This is a genomic window from Rhizobium sp. MHM7A (assembly GCF_005862215.1).
GTDB classification, from domain to species: domain Bacteria; phylum Pseudomonadota; class Alphaproteobacteria; order Rhizobiales; family Rhizobiaceae; genus Rhizobium; species Rhizobium bangladeshense.
This window is the reverse complement of the sequence record NZ_VCHT01000017.1, coordinates 148,698-164,893: the sequence shown is the minus strand read 5'-3', so window position 1 is coordinate 164,893 and position 16,196 is coordinate 148,698. Positions and strand designations below refer to the sequence as shown.

Genomic DNA, 16,196 nt, shown 5'->3' with positions numbered 1-16,196 from the left:
CATCAGGGGCCCGCAAGGAGGCAAAGCCGACGCCGCGGGACAGAAAAACCCTCAAATCCTCCACCGCAACCAATCAACTTGCAAAGTTACCGACGCAAGTCGCTTGACAGAAAGCTCCTCGACGTAAACCTCGAGGAGCTTTTGCGTTTCTGCAGGGTGTTCAACTCCTCGGATGACGCCAGCTGACCTGCCACGGACCTTTCATCCGGCGCGATGAGAGCCTCTGCGGTCTTTGATACGCAATATGGCCGGTGTGCACCGGCGAAAACGCGCAGCCTTCATCTTGCACGGCGAACTACTCTTCTTGAAACTTCCTGCCCGAACGCATCATGCCCAGCGAGGGCATAACGGCGACGGCATTGTATGAGGTGCGTCGCCGTTGTACCATGTAGCCTGACAAGTGCGCGCAGTGCTCATTGTAGAGCCGGAGCCAAAGCCCGGTCGCGCGCTTCAACCCGATGAATAAGTAGCCCGGATCATGGAACTTATCGTCGCCCTTGGCCTGATCGTCTTGAAGGTCGCATTCCTGATTGCGATCCTGCTGTTGCTACCCTTGCCGCTCACCTGGCTGGAACGCAAGGTCGCCGGGCACATGCAACAGCGGATGGGGCCGATGCGCGTGGGATGGCACGGGCTGTTGCAGCCGCTTGCGGACGGAATCAAGCTCCTGACGAAAGAGGATCACATACCGGGCGAGGCCGACCGGTTCCTGTTCAAACTGGCGCCGATCCTGGCCCTCGTCCCGCCGTTTGTGGTGTTCGTCGCGATCCCCTTCGGCGAAACTGTCTCGGTCCTCGGCCACGGGATCACGCTCTACGTCTCCAACATGAATGTGGCGCTCCTTTTCGTTTTCTCGGTGATCGGGATCGAGGTTTATGGCGTCATCTTCGGCGGCTGGGCCTCGAACAGCAAATACGCTGTCCTGGGCAGCCTCAGAACCTGCGCGCAGATGATCAGCTACGAAATCCCGATGGGGTTCGCGGTCATCGGCGTGGTCATGCTGGCGCAATCCATGAGCCTTCTCGAGATCGTGCGGGCGCAGGCCGATGTTTGGAACATCGTCTACCAACCGGTCGGATTCTTCGTGTTCTTCGTCGCCGGATTGGCCGAAGCGCAGCGCATTCCCTTCGACCTCGCGGAAGCGGAAGGCGATCTAGGGGCCGGGTTCCATACCGAATACAGCGGTATCCGCTTTGCCTTTTTTATGGTCAGCGAATATGCCATCGTATTGCTTCTGTCGGTCTTGATGGTGATCCTGTTCTTCGGCGGCTGGAACGGCGTTCTGATTCCCTTGCCACCGCTCCTGTGGTTTGCTCTCAAGGTCGCGTTCTTCGTCTATGTGTTCATCTGGTTCCGCTTCACTTTCCCCCGCTACCGCTACGACCAGTTGATGGCGATCGGATGGAAAGTCTTGCTTCCTCTGTCGATGGCGAACATAATTATAACTGGCGTACTTTTAGGGGCCTTAACGGCTCCATAGCGAGGCGGCGATGTCGCGCGCGCAGGACAGAGTTGGAACATGGATTGGCTGGGCGTTCTTCGCCGATCTGGCGAATGCCTTGGCTCTGACCTTGGGATATCTGTTCGCCAAATCCGTGACCATGCAGTATCCCGACAACGAAAAATGGTTGCCCTACTCGCGTTACCGCGGGCATCACTTTCTGAAGCGTGATGAGGAGGGCGAGATCAAGTGCGTGGCCTGCGAACTCTGCGCGCGGATCTGTCCCTGCGACTGCATTGAAGTCGTCCCGTACGAGGACGAGAAGGGCAACCGGCACCCGGCGAAATTTGAAATCGACACAGCACGCTGCCTGTTCTGCGGGTTGTGCGAGGACGCCTGCCCGGCGGATGCAATCGCGCTCGGGCAACAATACGAATTTTCCAGTTTTTCTTCCGCGGACCTGGTGATCGGGCGCGACGATCTGCTCGCCAAGCCGGGTAAGGCGGCAACCGGCGGCGGCGTGGTTGCCGCGCGCCTGAATACGAAGAAGGACGTACTTGTCGAGACGAAAGAGACGCAGGGCTACAACTGGTGGCGGAATATCCGGCGAACATGAACGCGCGCCAGCCATCAAACCGAAGCGCTCAAACAGGAGGCTCAGATGTTTGTCGGTGAAATCATGAAGAACAAGGGTGTCGGTGTCATCGCAGTCGCCCCCGATCAGACGATGGTGGAGGTACTGAGGTTGTTTCGAGACAACAATATCGGCTTCGTCGTCGTGAGCCGCTCAAACAGCAAATACCTCGGTACACTGTCGGAGCGGGATTGCTGCAATGCGATGGCGGAATACGGGGCCGCGGCGGCGGCGATGCGGGTCGCGGACATCATGAACCGCAACGTGGCGACGTGCTCGACACAAGATTTGCTGCCCATTGCGATGGGGATCATGACCCAGCGGCGTACGCGCCATGTGTTGGTCACGGATGGAGGCAACGTTGTCGGCGTGGTCAGCATCGGAGATGTGGTTAAGCACCGGCTCGACGAAGCGCAGCGTACAGAGCAGGAGCTGCAGGATTACATATGCGGGGCCAGGTATCACTGACACCGCCAACTCGATGTGATGACGCTGGGGTGGGCAGCTTGCCCGCGGAGCCTTGCGGTGCCGATCCCAACTCTTCAAACCCCGCGCCAGATCCGGCCTGGGTGGTCGACGTCAAGAGTGGCATGCGCCTTCTGGACTTCCACCGCGCATGGATATTCGCCCCGACGCAGTAGGCTGTTGAGACGCAAGGCTCTATAGTTTTCCGGAACGAAGACGAGACCCTTGGGAAACCGCCTGTCGACCTTGAGCTGCGCTGTCAGTTCGCCCTGGCCGGAACGCACGGTTACCTGATCGCCATCCGAAAAGCCAAGCTCCGCAGCATCCTGCGCGCTCATTGTGACATAGGGATCGTTGGCGACCGTGTTCAGCATGTCCGACCGTTCGGAAAGATATCCGTTGTGGAACAGGCAGTCGCCGGTGATCAGCATGAGCCGGTCGGCTGCTGTTGGAACGGATGGCGGCGCAAGGAACACGCCAGCCGATAATGTTGGCACCGCCCTGGTGAATGCGCCGTCGGCGCCAAGTCCGTCCTGCGTCAACCCTTGATAGGCCGGAACGAGCCGGGCAATCTCGTTGAAAATTTCGCCTTGCGTCGATGGCCGCAGCGCCTGGTTGCGTAGCGCCGCGACGAAGTCGATAATCGCCAGATTGCCTCGCGCCTCGAAAACGGGCTCACGGAATTTGCGAACATTCTGGATCCGGCCCTCGTTGTTGGTGAACGTTCCGGATTCCTCGCCATAGCCCGCCGCGGGCAAGACGACCTCGGCCATGCCCGCCGTATCCGTGAGGAACGCGTCCTGCACGATCAGGAGATCAGCTGTGCCAAGCGCCCGCGTCACAAAGTCCCGGTCGGGATAGGCGACCAGAGGGTCGGTTCCAACGATGTAGAGCGTGCCCATCCGGCCACCGACGCAGAGCTCCAGCATGGCGTCGAGATTCGCGCCGGGTTCAGACGGGATTTGGGCGCCCCAGTTTCGTGCAAGAGCTGCGCGCGCTGCATCATCGGCGACCGCCCGCAGCCCCGGCAGAGCCGCCGGCAAGACACCCATGTCCCATGCGCCCATCTGGTTGGCACGGTCGAAGAGAAACTGCATCGCCGGGCCCTTGTCTAGCAGGCGCAGAATCTGCAGCAGGTTGTTGAGCTGCAGCAGCGTCGCGCGCGCTTCAGGTGATCTCAGGAGGTCGACGCTGACAAGCACGGTGGCGCTACGGGCTTCCTTGAGCGCGGTGGCCAGACGATCCGCCCCGTCGCTGCCGGTGCCCGCTGCCGGCCTGCCGATCGTCGCACCGATGTCCGCAAATGCGTCGCCCGGCAAGGTCTGACCGGCCGCCGCCATGAGCGCGGTTACCACCGCCGCAAGGCTCGCCGCTTCTCCGCCCGGCGGCACGCGAACCACCACCCTGGCATCGGCGTCCAGACGCGAGGGCCGCGCCGAAAGCATCAGCAATCCGGCCCGCCGCCGCCGCACGGCGTCTCGCAGCAGGTATTCGGGGACGGGATTCTCCTCGGTCACGTTGCCGCCGACGACGAGCATGCAGTCGTTGCCGATTACATCGTCCAGCGGGGTGCGGCTGTAGAAAGTTCCCAATAGCGGACCGAGCATGTCGAAGGGCGCGGCCCAGCGTGACGAACAATCAATGTTGTTGGTCCGGAATACTGTTCGCATCAGCTTCTGGAACTGATAAAGCACCTCGTTTGGCAGGCGAGGCGAGGCCAGCCCGCCGGCATCCTTGCTCTCGACAGCCACCAGTCGCCGGCGCAGATAATCCCCCGCTTCGTCCCAGGAAACCGGAACCAGGGCGCCATCCTGACGGATCATTGGCTGCTTGATCCGGTCCCGGCTTGCAACGAAATCGAGGCCGAAGCGTCCTCGCACGCAGAGAGTTTCGTGGTTGACGCCGTCGTCCCACTTCGAGCGCACCCGCATGAACTCGCCCTTGCGCGTGCCCACTGTCAGCTGGCAACCGGTGCCACAATGCGGGCAGATCGTGTCGGTCTCTACGAGATCCCATGGGCGCGCCTTGTAGCGGTAGGGAAAGCTCATCAGCGCGCCGACCGGGCACACCTCGACGCAATTGCCGCACTGGTCGCAACTCGCCAGACTGCCCTCGAAGCCCGTGACGGCGGTATCCATGCCTTTTTCGACGGTACCCAGCGCCACCGCGCCGACGACTTCCTCGCACATACGGACGCAGCGCTGGCACTGGATGCAGCGGTTGACGTTCATGATGATAACCGGGCTCAGGCGAATGTCCTCGGAGTGGAACACACGTTTGTCATCGCGGAACTGGCTTTCCCGGGGCCCATAGGCCATCACCATGTTCTGAAGCTCGCATTCGCCGCCCTTGTCGCAGATCGGGCAGTCAAGGGGGTGGTTGGCGAGCAGCATGTCGAGCATGGAAGAGCGCGTTTCCTCGATCAGAGGCGTATTCGTCCGCACGACCATTCCATCGGTGACCGCAGTGGCACAGGACGGCTGCAGCCGCCGCAGGCCCTCGATCTCCACCAGACACATGCGGCAGGAGGCCAGCGGCGGCAGACGCTTCAGATAGCAAAAGGTCGGGATATCAGTGCCCAAACGCCGGGCGGCCTGCAACACTGTCGCGCCAGCCTCAACTTCCAGCGTTTGTCCATCGATCGTGACTTTAAGCATGGTTTCCTCGCAACTCTGATCCAGCACACTCCTTCAGTGGAACGGGCACCTCCGCTCCTCGACATGGGCGACGAATTCATCTCGGAAATGTGCAAGTGCCGCCCGCAATCCCATCGCTGCACCGTCACCCAAGGCACAAAACGTGTTGCCGAATATGCCCTTGCAGAGCATATCCAGCTGCTCCAGATCGCCGGGTGCGCCATCCCCGCCTTCAACCCGGCGCAGGACCTTCACGACCCAGTTCAATCCTTCCCGGCAGGGCGTGCACTTGCCGCAGGACTCATGGTGGAAGAACTCGACGATCCTGGTGGCGACCTTAACCATGCAGGTGCGATCGTCGATCACGATAACGCCAGCCGAACCGAGCATCGAGCCGGCGGCAGCCAGCGAGTCGAAATCCATCCTCACCTCCAGGCCGTGCTCAGGGATGACCGGCGCTGAGACCCCGCCTGGGATCACTGCCTTGATTTTGCGTCCCGGCAAGGCTCCGCCGGCATGTTCCTCGACCAGCTCGCGGAGCGGTATGCCCATCGGCAACTCGTAGAGGCCGGGTTTGCGCACCTGCCCACTGAGGCAGTAGAGCTTCGGGCCGGGGCTCTTGTCCGGGCCGATACCCCGAAACCAGTCCGACCCCCGCATAACGATGTGCGGCACGCAGGCCAGCGTCTCGACATTGTTGATCACAGTCGGGCTAGCGTAGAGCCCGGCCACGGCCGGAAACGGCGGCTTCAATCGCGGCTGCGCCCGCTTGCCCTCGAGCGACTCGAGCATTGCAGTCTCCTCGCCGCAGATATAGGCGCCGGCGCCGCAGTGGATGTGTACCGCGAAATTGAAATCCGAGCCCAGAATGCGCTTTCCGAGATAGCCCTTTGCGTGGGCCTCGGCGATCGCTTGCTCCAGACGACGGATCGCCGCCACATATTCTCCGCGAATGTAGACATAGGCGGTTTCGGCCCCAATCGCGTAGGCACTTACCGCCAGCCCCTCGATCAGTTGATGCGGGTCGCGCTCCATGATGATCCGGTCCTTGAACGTGCCCGGTTCACCCTCATCGGCGTTGCAGCACAGATATGTCGGCTTGCCGGTGCGCTTCGGCACGAAGCCCCATTTCATGCCCGTCGGGAATCCGGCACCGCCGCGACCGCGCAGGTTGGACCGTTTGATGAGGTCGATAACCTCGTCAGGCGTGTACTCGCGCAGCGCCTTCGCCAGCGCCTGATAGCCGCCGCCAGCCTCGTAGGTCGACACCAAATGACCATCCGCAACATCGACATTTTTGAGAAGAACCGGCTCGAACATGGCGCTACTCCCAAGGCACCCGCGCAGAGGCGCGCTCGACGCTCGCGGCTCCCGCTATCGCCCGCAGACGGTCCAGCAGTGCGTTTATCCGCATCACATCAAGGTGGGCGTGGTAATCGTCGCCGACCTGCATCACCGGCGCCATCTCGCAGGCGCCGAGGCATTCGACCGTCGAAAGCGTGAACAGCCCGTCCGGGGTGGTGTCGCCTTTCCTGATCCCCAGCACTGTTTCCAGATGGCCCAGCAGGTCCTCCGATCCGCACAGCATGCAGGAAACATTGTTACAGAGCTGCAAGTGGAACATCCCCACCGGTTCGGTATGGAAGAGGGTATAGAAGGTCGCCAACTCGTAGACCCAGATCCGCTCGACTCCGAGAATATCGGCGACCTCTTCCAGCACTGGCCCAGGCAGATGGCCATGTTCTTCCTGGGCGATCAGGAGCGCGGGCATGATCGCAGAGCGCTGGTCGGGATACCGCGCCGCCGCCTCTTCGATCTTTTCACGCATGGTCATCGCATTCAAATCCTTGCTACTTGTCCACCTCCGCCATCACAGGGTCGAGGCTGCCGAGCACGGCGATCATGTCCGCCAGATAGCGGGCGTTGGTGACCCCGAAGAGGGCCTGAAGATTGACGAACGAGGGGGCCCGCACCTTCATGCGGAACGGTTTTGGCGACCCGTCACTGATGATGTAGAAGCCAAGCTCACCCTTTGGCGCCTCGATTGCCGAATAGACCTCGCCCCTCGGCACCTTGAAGCCGTAAGCCGAAAGGTCGAAATGCTGGATCAGCGCCTCCATCGAGCAGTGCACCCGATCCTTGTCCAGCGGGAAGGCGATTGTCGGCATGTCGATCTGGAACGGCCCCTCAGGCATCTGGTCGATGCATTGTTCGATGATCCCTATGCTCTCGCGCATCTCATCGACACGGCATCGCCAGCGTGCATAGCAATCGCCCTCGTCACGGGTGATGACGTTGAACGCGAGCCGGTCATAGATCTCGTAGGGCTCGTCGCGGCGGATGTCCCAGTCGACACCGGAAGCACGCAGGTTCGGGCCGCTGAGGCCGAGATCGACGCCATCCTCTGCGGAGATCACGCCGATCCCCTTCGTGCGATTGAGAAACACGCGGTTATCTTCGAGCAGTCGCTCATAGTCGCGGATCCGGTTCGGGAAGATATCGCAAAACTCCCGGATCTTGGGGAGGAACCCGTCAGGCAGGTCCTCGCGCACCCCGCCGACCCGGCAGAAGGACGTGTGCATGCGCGCACCGGTTATCATTTCCAGGAGATCCATGATCATTTCGCGCTCGCGCATGACGTAAAGCAGCGCGGTCATGGCGCCGAGATCCATCGGCAGCGCGCCGGTGATCAGGAGGTGACCGGAGATCCGTGCGAGCTCGGCCATCATCACGCGGATATATTGCGCGCGGATCGGCGCTTCTATGCCGAGGAGTTTCTCCACCGCCAGCGCGAAGGCGAGGTTGTTCGAGGGCGGACAGAGATAGTCGAGCCGATCCGTCAGCGGGAAAATCTGGGTATAGGTGAAGCTCTCCGCCAGTTTTTCGGTGCCGCGATGGAGATAGCCGATATGCGGATCGACGCGCTCGACGAACTCGCCGTCGAGTTCGAGGACGAGCCGAAGAACACCATGGGTGCTGGGGTGCTGCGGACCGAGGTTGAGAAGCACTTCCCTGGTATTGAGCGCTTCACCCTCGGGCCTGCTGAGCTCGGTGACTTCAGTCATCTCAACGTTCCGGCGTAGAACGGCCTCCCTTACGGAATGTCCCTGGTGGCAAGGTCGGGCTGCGTTGGCGGCGGACCCTCGGCACCGAAGGGGTTCAACTTGTCCTTATAGCCCCTGAGGGGGAAATCCTTGCGCTGTGGGAAGCCCTCGAAGCCTTCCCACATGTAGATCCGGCGCAGATCGGGATGTCCCTCGAACCGGATACCATACATGTCCCAAGCCTCACGTTCATGCCAGTTGGCGGTACGCCAGACTGCCATGACCGAAGGCACTTCAGGAGGATCGCCAAGTCGGCACTTGATGCGGACCCGCCACCTGTTGGGCAGCGAATAGAGGTGGTAGACCGCCTCGAACCGCGGCGTTTCGGGATAATGATCGACGCCGCAAATGTCCGAGAGGAAATTGAATTGCAGCGCCGGATGCTCTTTCAGGAGCCGGCAGAACTCGACGATCATCCCGGGCGGAACGGCAAAAGCGTCGATACCGTGGGCAGTGCCGAGGTCCTCGATCGTTTCTCCGAAGCGCTCCATGATCGGAGCGCGATTGAGGGACGGCTCCACACTCATGACGCTATAACCCGATCCAGAGGTGTGCCCGCGAGCGCCCGGGACCGCTTGATCTTTTCTTGAAGCAGGAGGAAGCCGTGCATCAACGCCTCGGGCCGTGGCGGACAGCCAGGCACATGCACATCGACGGGCACGAAGGTTTCCGATCCCTGCACCACGGCATAGGTGTTGTAGACCCCGCCCGAAATAGCGCAGGTGCCCATGGCGATCACCCAGCGCGGTTCCGGCATCTGGTCATAAAGTCGCCGCACGACGGGCGCGAATTTCCGAGTCACGGTGCCGGCGATGATCATGACGTCGGATTGTCTCGGCGAAGGGCGGAACACCACGCCGAACCGGTCGAGATCGTAGCGGGCGCAACCGGCCGAGATCATCTCGATGGCGCAGCAGGCAATGCCGAAGGTCTCCGGCCACAGCGCCGATCTCCGGCTCCAACCGATGATGCTGTCGGCGGTGGTGAACAGCACGCTGTCGCGGATCGCGTTGTTTACGCTTCCCATTCCAGCGCTCCTTTCAGCCAGGCGTAGGCGAAGCCCACGAGAAGCAGCAATATGAAGATGAACATCTCGATATAGCCGACCAGCCCGATCTCTTTCAGGACGACGGCCCAGGGAAAGAGGAACATCGCTTCGACATCGAAAACGACCAGCAGGATCGCGAGGATAAAGAACGGCACCCTGAAGCGGCCCGCCGCCGCCTCGCCTGCTGCGTCCATGCCGCATTCATAAGGCATGTTCTTGGCGGGATAGGGATTGGATGGGCGCAGCAGCGAGGAAACGAACAACGTCACGCCCGCCACCAGAACGACTCCGGCGATCATGAAAAGAACCGGCAAGAATTCCATTGCAGTCATATCACTGCACCGGTTGCCCGCCGACCTCATCCCGAACGGGTAAGTCGATCACGCCACGGCGCGACTGGGCAATCCTTTCTCTGCCTCCAAGTCTATTCCGTCGGTGTGATCATTGCAAATCCAATCGCTCACCCGCCAAGGACCGAATCTTGGGCAAGCTTCAGGAACCACGACGGAAATAGGCCGATGCCGATGGTACCGGCGGCGGTGACGGCGAGTGTCGCGCCCACCAGAGGCGTCAGCGCCGGGGCGAACGCCCTCTTCGGCTCGCGCATGTAGATCACCATGACGATGCGGATGTAGAAATAAGCAGCGACGGCGCTGAGCAGCACGGCGATTATCGCCAGCATGACGAAACCATGCTCGACGAGGGCGACCAATATGTAAAACTTGGCGAAGAACCCGGCGGTCGGCGGAATGCCGGCCAGCGAGAAGAGATAGAGCAGCATCAGAAGCGCCAGCCCCGGATGTGACTTGGCGAAACCCGCATAGTCCTCGATGACCTCGCCCGAGAAATCGCCGTTCCGCATCATGATGACAGCGCCGAAAATGCCTAGATTCATGATTGCGTAGATCAGCAGATAGAGCATTACGCTGGCGATCCCATCGGCGCCGCCAGCGGCTACGCCGAAAATGGCGAAGCCGGCATGGGCGATGCTGGAATAGGCCAGGAGACGCTTGAAATTGTCCTGCACCAGCGCCACCAAGCTGCCGAGCGCCGTCGTCGCCACCGCAATGACGGCAACGATGATCCAGACGTCCGAGGCTGCGACCAGAGGGTTGAGGAACACCCGCAGGATCACCGCGAACCCCGCCGCCTTGGGGCCTACCGACATGAAGGCAGTGATCGTCGTTGGCGCGCCTTCATAAACGTCCGGCAGCCACATGTGGAAGGGAACCGCGCCGACCTTGAAGACCAGCCCCGCGACGATGAAGACCACTGCCAGCAACAAACCTGGATCGAGCGGATCGCCAGTCACGGCCGCAGCCATCCCGTCCAATTGCGTTGTGCCGGTGAGCCCGTAGACCAGCGAAACGCCGTAAAGGAAAATCCCGGTCGAGACCGCGCCGAGGATTACATATTTCAGCGCTGCTTCGTTGGACCGCCGCTCAAGCCGCAGGAAGCCGGTCAGCACATAGGTGCAAATCACCATCAGTTCGAGGCCGACATAGATCGACAGGAGATCGGTCGCCGAGGCCATGATCATCATGCCGGAAAGCGCAAAGAGCAGCAGGACATAATATTCGCTGCTGCCGATCCCTTCGATATCGGCATATTTTAGCGAAAGGAGGAATGTCAGAACGGTGGCTAGGTAGAAAACGAACTTGAAGAAGACCGAGAAGCGGTCGGCGACGAACATGCCCGTGTAGGCCGGCCGTACCTCGCTTGCCAGCATGAGTGTCGCCAAGGCGGCAATCAATACGATCGCGACAGACGCCCAGACAAGGAAATGTTCCTGTCCCCTTCGCACAAACTGTCCCAGGATCAGCAGGATGCAGGCGCCGGTGATCACCACGATCTCGGGCAGGCTCGCCAGGGCCGACTGTAAAAGCGCGGCGGCGGTCATGGGCTGCTCCCCCTACTATGCACGTGCGTCAGCAGATGCTTCACCGAGGCATCGATGATGTCGAGAAACGGTTTCGGATAGAGCCCAACCCAGAGGACGAAGACGGCCAGCGGAAGGATCGCAGCCATCTCACGGGCGTTCACGTCGCGTGTCTTCAACCGGGTACCGACGCTGGCCGGGCCGAGCGCGATTTTCCCGTACATGCCGAGCAGATAGGCAGCCCCGAGTAATGCACCCAAAACGGCGGCCGAGCCGGCGACCATGTTGGCCGCAAACCCGCCTGACAGCACCAGCAACTCGCCGACGAACGAATTCGTTCCCGGCAGCGCCATCGATGACAGGGTAAACAGTGCCAGAAACGTCGTGTAGACCGGCGCCACCTTCATCAATCCGCCATATTCGGCGATGCTGCGGGTATGGGTCCGCTCGTAAATCAGCCCGACGAACAGGAATAAGGCGCCTGTCGTCACGCCGTGATTGAACATCTGCAGGATGCCGCCCTCAAGCCCCCGGAGATTCAGCGCAAAAATCCCCAGCGTCACGAAGCCCATGTGGCTGATGCTGGAATAAGCCACCAGCTTCTTCAGATCGTCCTGTGCCAGCGCGAGCAACCCGCCATAGACGATCGCAAGCCCCGAAAGCGCCAGCATCAGCGTCGAATAATACATCGATGCCTCCGGCAGCATCGGCAGCGAGAACCGCAGGAATCCGTACGCGCCCATCTTCAGAAGCACTCCGGCAAGAATTATGCTGCCTGCCGTCGGCGCCTGCACATGGGCGTCGGGCAGCCAGGTATGGACCGGCACCATCGGCACCTTGACCGCAAAGGCGATCAGGAAGGCGAAGAACAGCCAGGACTGGATCCGGAACGGCAAGTCCTGCTCTGTCAAGGCGAGGATATCGAAGGTCCTGCCACCGTAGAAATAGAGCACGATGACACCGATGAGGAACAGAAGGCTGCCCGCCAGCGTGTAGAGGAAAAACTTGATCGCCGCATAGACCCGACCCTCGCCGCCCCAAACACCGATGATGAGGTACATCGGGATCAGCATCGCCTCCCAAAAGACGTAGAAAAGAAAGAGATCGAGCGCGCAGAAGACACCGAGCATCAGCGCTTGCATGATGAGCAGGCAGATCATGAATTCCTTCACCTTGCGGTCGATCGCGACCCAGGAGGCGAGCACGCAAGTCGACCCCAACAGTGCGGTCAGGAACACGAAGAGCGCGCTGATTCCGTCGATGCCAAGCGCATAATTGATCCCAAGCGCGGGCACCCAGGGACGCGTCTCGGTGAACTGCATTGCATGGGTCATGGTGTCGAAGCCGACCAGCATGGCGATGCAGAGAGCAAGGTCGAGGACGGTGAAGGAGAGCGCAGTCCACCGCACCGCATCGTCACCGCGCAGGAACATCAGAACCGCGGCCCCGACAACGGGTGTGAATATGATGAGGCTGAGCAGCGGGAAGCCCATTGCACCCCCTACCGCCACGCCACGACGAAGACGGCGGTGGCTGCGATAAGACCGACGATCATCGCTAGCACGTAATGGGTCACGACACCCGTCTGGAGCCGCCTGAGCCGCCCGCCGCCGTACAGGATCGAGCGGGCAATGCCATTCACAACGGCATCCACGCCGGCAAGATCGAGTCGGAGTCCTGCCCGCGCCGCGCCGCGCAGCAAGGGCAGCGCCGCGGTCTCGGAGACATTGCTCACCACCTGCTCATAGCGCGCCAGCGGCCGTTCGGCGAGCCACATGAAGGCCCGCGCACCCTTGCGGTAAAACCAGTCGGTGTCGAGGCTGATCGTGTTCTCGGGATCGAGGGCCCAGAGGAACAGCACGAACCCCAGGGCGGTGAACATCAGCAGCCCGAGGCTCTCCGTGACGTGCGAACCCGTATAGGGTTCGAAATCCACCGGATAGGGCAGAAGCGCATAAAGCGGCTGAGGGAACACCCCGATCGCAATGCAGAGCACCGCCGCCATGCCCATGGCAATCAGCATGTTGCGCGGCGGCTCCCGCGCCTCCAGTTTCCGGTCCGTTCCGAAGAACATGTAATAGGGAAGCTTGAGGCCAGTGTGCAGGAAGGTCCCGGACGATGCCATGGTCAGCGCCAGCACCACCAGTGCGCGGTGATCCGCTCCTGCAGCCGCTATCACCATCGATTTGGTGACGAACCCCGAGAAGAACGGGAAGGCCGAGATCGCGAAAGCGCCGACCATGTAAAGCGCCACGGTCAGCGGCATGGTCTTGTAAAGCCCGCCGAGCTCGGTGAGCCTGCGTCGCCCGGTGACGTAGATGACTGCACCGGCACCCATGAACAGCAGCGCCTTGTAGAGGATATGCGCGAAGGCATGGCTGGCGGCTCCGTTCACCGCCATCTCGGTGCCGATGCCGATACCCGCGATCATATAGCCCACCTGGCTGACGATGTGATAGGCGAGAAGCCGCCGGCAATCGTTCTCCAGCACTGCGTAGATGACGCCGTAGAGCGCCATGATGGTGCCAAGCCAGACAAGGAGCTCGGTCCCCGGAAACGCACGCGCCAGCACATAGACGGCGGTCTTGGTGGTAAACGCGCTCATGAACACCGCCCCGGTGACGGTCGCCTCCGGATAGGCATCGGTCAGCCAGGCATTGAGCGGCGGCACGGCCGCGTTGAGGATGAAGCCGGCGAGGATCAGGTAGTCGCCGACCCCCATTCCTCCGTTGGTGAAGGCCCCCGCGATCGGGCCAAAAAGCAGTGAACCGGTGGCGAGCCCGTGGGAAATGATGCCGCCGAGCAGGACGACGCCGCCGGTGATATGGACCATCAGGTAGCGGAACCCGGCCCGGATCGCCGGCCCACCACGCTGCGCGAAGACCAGATAGGCGGAGGCGAATGCCATGCCCTCCCAGAACAGGTAGAGGGTCAGGTAGTCACCGGCAAACACCACGCCAAGTGCGCTGCCGACATAAACGAATGCCGCCACGTGCTGGCCGGCATCCGTCAGATGCAGCGCGTAGACCATGCCGATCAACGCCATGATGGTGAAAACGCTGGCGAAGACGATGCTGAGCTTGTCCACCTTCGCGATCAGGATCTCCTGTCCGATGAACCGCGCTTCGCCGTAGCTGCCCGGCTCCATCGCAACCACGGCAAGGATTGCCAGCGCAGGGATCAGAAGCAGATAGGCCTTGCGGACCGAGCCGCTGAGGAAAGGGATCGGCAGGGCACCAAGAATAAACAGCAGAGCTGGATGAATGAAGTCAGTCATAATAGTCCTCGCGCCGCATCAGCCCGACCCGATGGCCGAGAAACTTGGAAACGAAGATAAGCAGGACGCAGGAGACGAAGCCGTAGAGGGCGGACCAGCCCGGCAGGCGGTCCCACGGATATTCGGCGTGTTCGCGAGAGACCAGAAAGTCGGCGACAACGATCATGACGAGCACGAGGTAGAACAGTCGGCGGCGCGGCCCCGCATATTGCTCGGCACCAAAGAAGTCGACGACACGCTTGATCATCGGATCACTCCATCTGCCAGGAAGAGAAAATAGCCGGGAAAAATCCCCATCAGCACCGACAGGATCGCCGTCGCGACCAGCGGAATCGTCACCAGTGGAATTTCACGGACCTTCGCCCGGCTCTCCTGCTTCTCCGCCTGGAAGAAGGCGGCATAGCTGACTGGCAGGAAATAGGCGGCGTTCAGGACTGAGCTCACCAGGATGACGACCAGGAACGCGGTCTCTCCCGCCGCCACGGCGCCCTCCGCCAGATACCACTTACTGACGAAGCCGGCGGTCGGCGGTATGCCGATCATGCTCAGCGAAGCGATGAAAAATGCCCCCATCGTCCAGGGCAGCCTGCGGCCGATACCGGCCATGTCGCTGATGTTGCGCTTGCCCGAAGCGCAATAGATCGAGCCGGCGCAGAAAAAGAGCGTGATCTTGGAGAATGCGTGCGCCGCGATGTGGATGATTCCGCCGACCATCGCGACCGGCGACAACAGAACCGCGCCTAGCACGATGTAGGAGAGCTGGCTGACCGTCGAATAGGCAAGCCTGGCCTTCAGGTCATCCCGCGTCAGGGCGTAAACCGACGCCATCAGGATCGTGAACGAAGCGAGATAGGCCGTGGCGATGCCGAGGCTCAGCCCACCCACCAGCCCCGTGCCGAAGACATGGAACACCACTCGCAGCACGCAGAACACGCCCATCTTGACCACTGCCACTGCATGCAAAAGCGCGCTGACCGGTGTCGGCGCGACCATCGCGGCGGGCAGCCACGCGTGCATCGGCATCACAGCGGCCTTGGCGAAGCCGAAAAGATAGCAGAAATAGACGACCGTCAGCAGCGCCGCCGAGGCATCACTCCCCGCCAGCAGCCCCCCCGCGACAAAGTCGAGCGACCCTGCAATATGGTAGGTCAGCGCCAGTGCGGCGAGCAGCGCGCTTTTCGAGGCGCCCATCAGATAGACGAGGTACTTGCGGCCGCCCCTCCATCCCTCCTCGTCCTCGTGGTGGTAGACGAGCGGATAGGTAACCAGACTGAGCACTTCGTAGAAGATCACCAGCGTAAACAGATTGGCGGCGAACGCGCCCCCGGCGGCGGCGGCAAGACTGCTGGCGAAGCAGGCGAAGAACCGGGTCTGCGCATGCTCGTTCAAATGCCGCATATAACCGATGGAATAGATCGCCGCCACGATCCACAGCAGCGACGAGACGGTGGCAAACACCATGCCGAGCGCATCGACCCGGAAACCAAAGTCGATCCCTGGCAGAATCTCGAACAGGCGCAATTCGACCGTTCCGCCCGCCAGCACCGTGGGCGCCATCGACAAGACAATCGCGAGCATGGCGATCGCGGCCAATGGCGAGACCAGATCGCGAAGTCTCTCGCGGTTATTCAAAAGGAGAACTGCGAGGGCCGCCAGACCGGCGACGGCGATGGCAAGCAATGGCCGGATCGATACAACCGGGTCCAAAGCCG

At 61.4% G+C, this 16,196-nt stretch carries 15 protein-coding genes; 3 read left to right on the top strand and 12 right to left on the bottom strand.

All coding sequences use genetic code 11. From position 1 onward, the window contains the following. The first annotated feature begins 478 nt into the window (after positions 1-478). Genes nuoH through FFR93_RS34760 form a run of 3 tightly spaced genes read left to right on the top strand, consistent with a single transcriptional unit; the run spans position 479 to position 2,543 of the window. Entirely contained in the window at positions 479-1,480 is a 1,002-nt protein-coding gene (gene nuoH, locus FFR93_RS34770) for an NADH-quinone oxidoreductase subunit NuoH (protein WP_064706077.1), read from the top strand. 10 nt (positions 1,481-1,490) lie between these two features. Continuing rightward, positions 1,491-2,057, top strand: coding sequence for an NADH-quinone oxidoreductase subunit I (locus tag FFR93_RS34765; RefSeq protein ID WP_064706076.1), 567 nt, complete (start codon positions 1,491-1,493; stop codon positions 2,055-2,057). A 45-nt stretch (positions 2,058-2,102) separates the two neighbouring features. Beyond that, on the top strand, positions 2,103-2,543 hold the full coding sequence (locus FFR93_RS34760) for a CBS domain-containing protein (protein WP_064706075.1): 441 nt from the start codon (positions 2,103-2,105) through the stop codon (positions 2,541-2,543). 74 nt (positions 2,544-2,617) lie between these two features. On the opposite strand, the gene nuoG is transcribed toward FFR93_RS34760, so the two are convergent. The 12 genes from nuoG to FFR93_RS34700 all read right to left on the bottom strand — a co-directional run bounded on the left by nuoG (position 2,618) and on the right by FFR93_RS34700 (position 16,191). Further along, a complete protein-coding gene (gene nuoG, locus FFR93_RS34755; protein WP_138396510.1) occupies positions 2,618-5,197 on the bottom strand; it encodes an NADH-quinone oxidoreductase subunit NuoG in 2,580 nt (859 codons plus the stop codon). 33 nt (positions 5,198-5,230) lie between these two features. Further along, positions 5,231-6,496, bottom strand: a complete 1,266-nt coding sequence (gene nuoF, locus FFR93_RS34750) for an NADH-quinone oxidoreductase subunit NuoF (RefSeq protein ID WP_064693253.1) — start codon at positions 6,494-6,496, stop codon at positions 5,231-5,233. A gap of 4 nt (positions 6,497-6,500) precedes the next feature. Beyond that, on the bottom strand, positions 6,501-7,010 hold the full coding sequence (gene nuoE, locus FFR93_RS34745) for an NADH-quinone oxidoreductase subunit NuoE (protein WP_064693254.1): 510 nt from the start codon (positions 7,008-7,010) through the stop codon (positions 6,501-6,503). 16 nt (positions 7,011-7,026) lie between these two features. Beyond that, positions 7,027-8,241 (bottom strand): NADH dehydrogenase (quinone) subunit D, encoded by a 1,215-nt coding sequence (nuoD, locus tag FFR93_RS34740; protein ID WP_064693255.1) that lies wholly within the window; start codon positions 8,239-8,241, stop codon positions 7,027-7,029. 29 nt (positions 8,242-8,270) lie between these two features. Beyond that, positions 8,271-8,807 carry an NADH-quinone oxidoreductase subunit C gene (locus tag FFR93_RS34735; protein ID WP_138396509.1) on the bottom strand — a complete coding sequence of 179 codons (537 nt, stop codon included), beginning with the start codon at positions 8,805-8,807 and terminating at the stop codon, positions 8,271-8,273. Beyond that, a complete protein-coding gene (locus tag FFR93_RS34730) occupies positions 8,804-9,307 on the bottom strand; it encodes an NADH-quinone oxidoreductase subunit B (protein ID WP_064693257.1) in 504 nt (167 codons plus the stop codon). Before FFR93_RS34730 ends, FFR93_RS34735 begins: the two co-directional genes overlap by 4 nt. Beyond that, positions 9,295-9,660 carry an NADH-quinone oxidoreductase subunit A gene (locus tag FFR93_RS34725; protein WP_064693258.1) on the bottom strand — a complete coding sequence of 122 codons (366 nt, stop codon included), beginning with the start codon at positions 9,658-9,660 and terminating at the stop codon, positions 9,295-9,297. Before FFR93_RS34725 ends, FFR93_RS34730 begins: the two co-directional genes overlap by 13 nt. A gap of 128 nt (positions 9,661-9,788) precedes the next feature. Next, positions 9,789-11,228, bottom strand: coding sequence for an NADH-quinone oxidoreductase subunit N (locus FFR93_RS34720; protein WP_138396508.1), 1,440 nt, complete (start codon positions 11,226-11,228; stop codon positions 9,789-9,791). Continuing rightward, complete coding sequence (locus tag FFR93_RS34715; protein WP_138396507.1) at positions 11,225-12,700, bottom strand: NADH-quinone oxidoreductase subunit M; 1,476 nt, start codon at positions 12,698-12,700, stop codon at positions 11,225-11,227. Before FFR93_RS34715 ends, FFR93_RS34720 begins: the two co-directional genes overlap by 4 nt. An 8-nt stretch (positions 12,701-12,708) precedes the next feature. Then, positions 12,709-14,484 carry a Na(+)/H(+) antiporter subunit D gene (locus FFR93_RS34710; protein ID WP_138396506.1) on the bottom strand — a complete coding sequence of 592 codons (1,776 nt, stop codon included), beginning with the start codon at positions 14,482-14,484 and terminating at the stop codon, positions 12,709-12,711. Further along, a complete protein-coding gene (locus tag FFR93_RS34705) occupies positions 14,477-14,731 on the bottom strand; it encodes a hypothetical protein (RefSeq protein WP_138396505.1) in 255 nt (84 codons plus the stop codon). The genes FFR93_RS34710 and FFR93_RS34705 overlap by 8 nt, the downstream gene beginning before the upstream one ends. Next, positions 14,728-16,191 (bottom strand): monovalent cation/H+ antiporter subunit D family protein, encoded by a 1,464-nt coding sequence (locus FFR93_RS34700; RefSeq protein WP_138396504.1) that lies wholly within the window; start codon positions 16,189-16,191, stop codon positions 14,728-14,730. Before FFR93_RS34700 ends, FFR93_RS34705 begins: the two co-directional genes overlap by 4 nt. Positions 16,192-16,196: the final 5 nt, after the last annotated feature.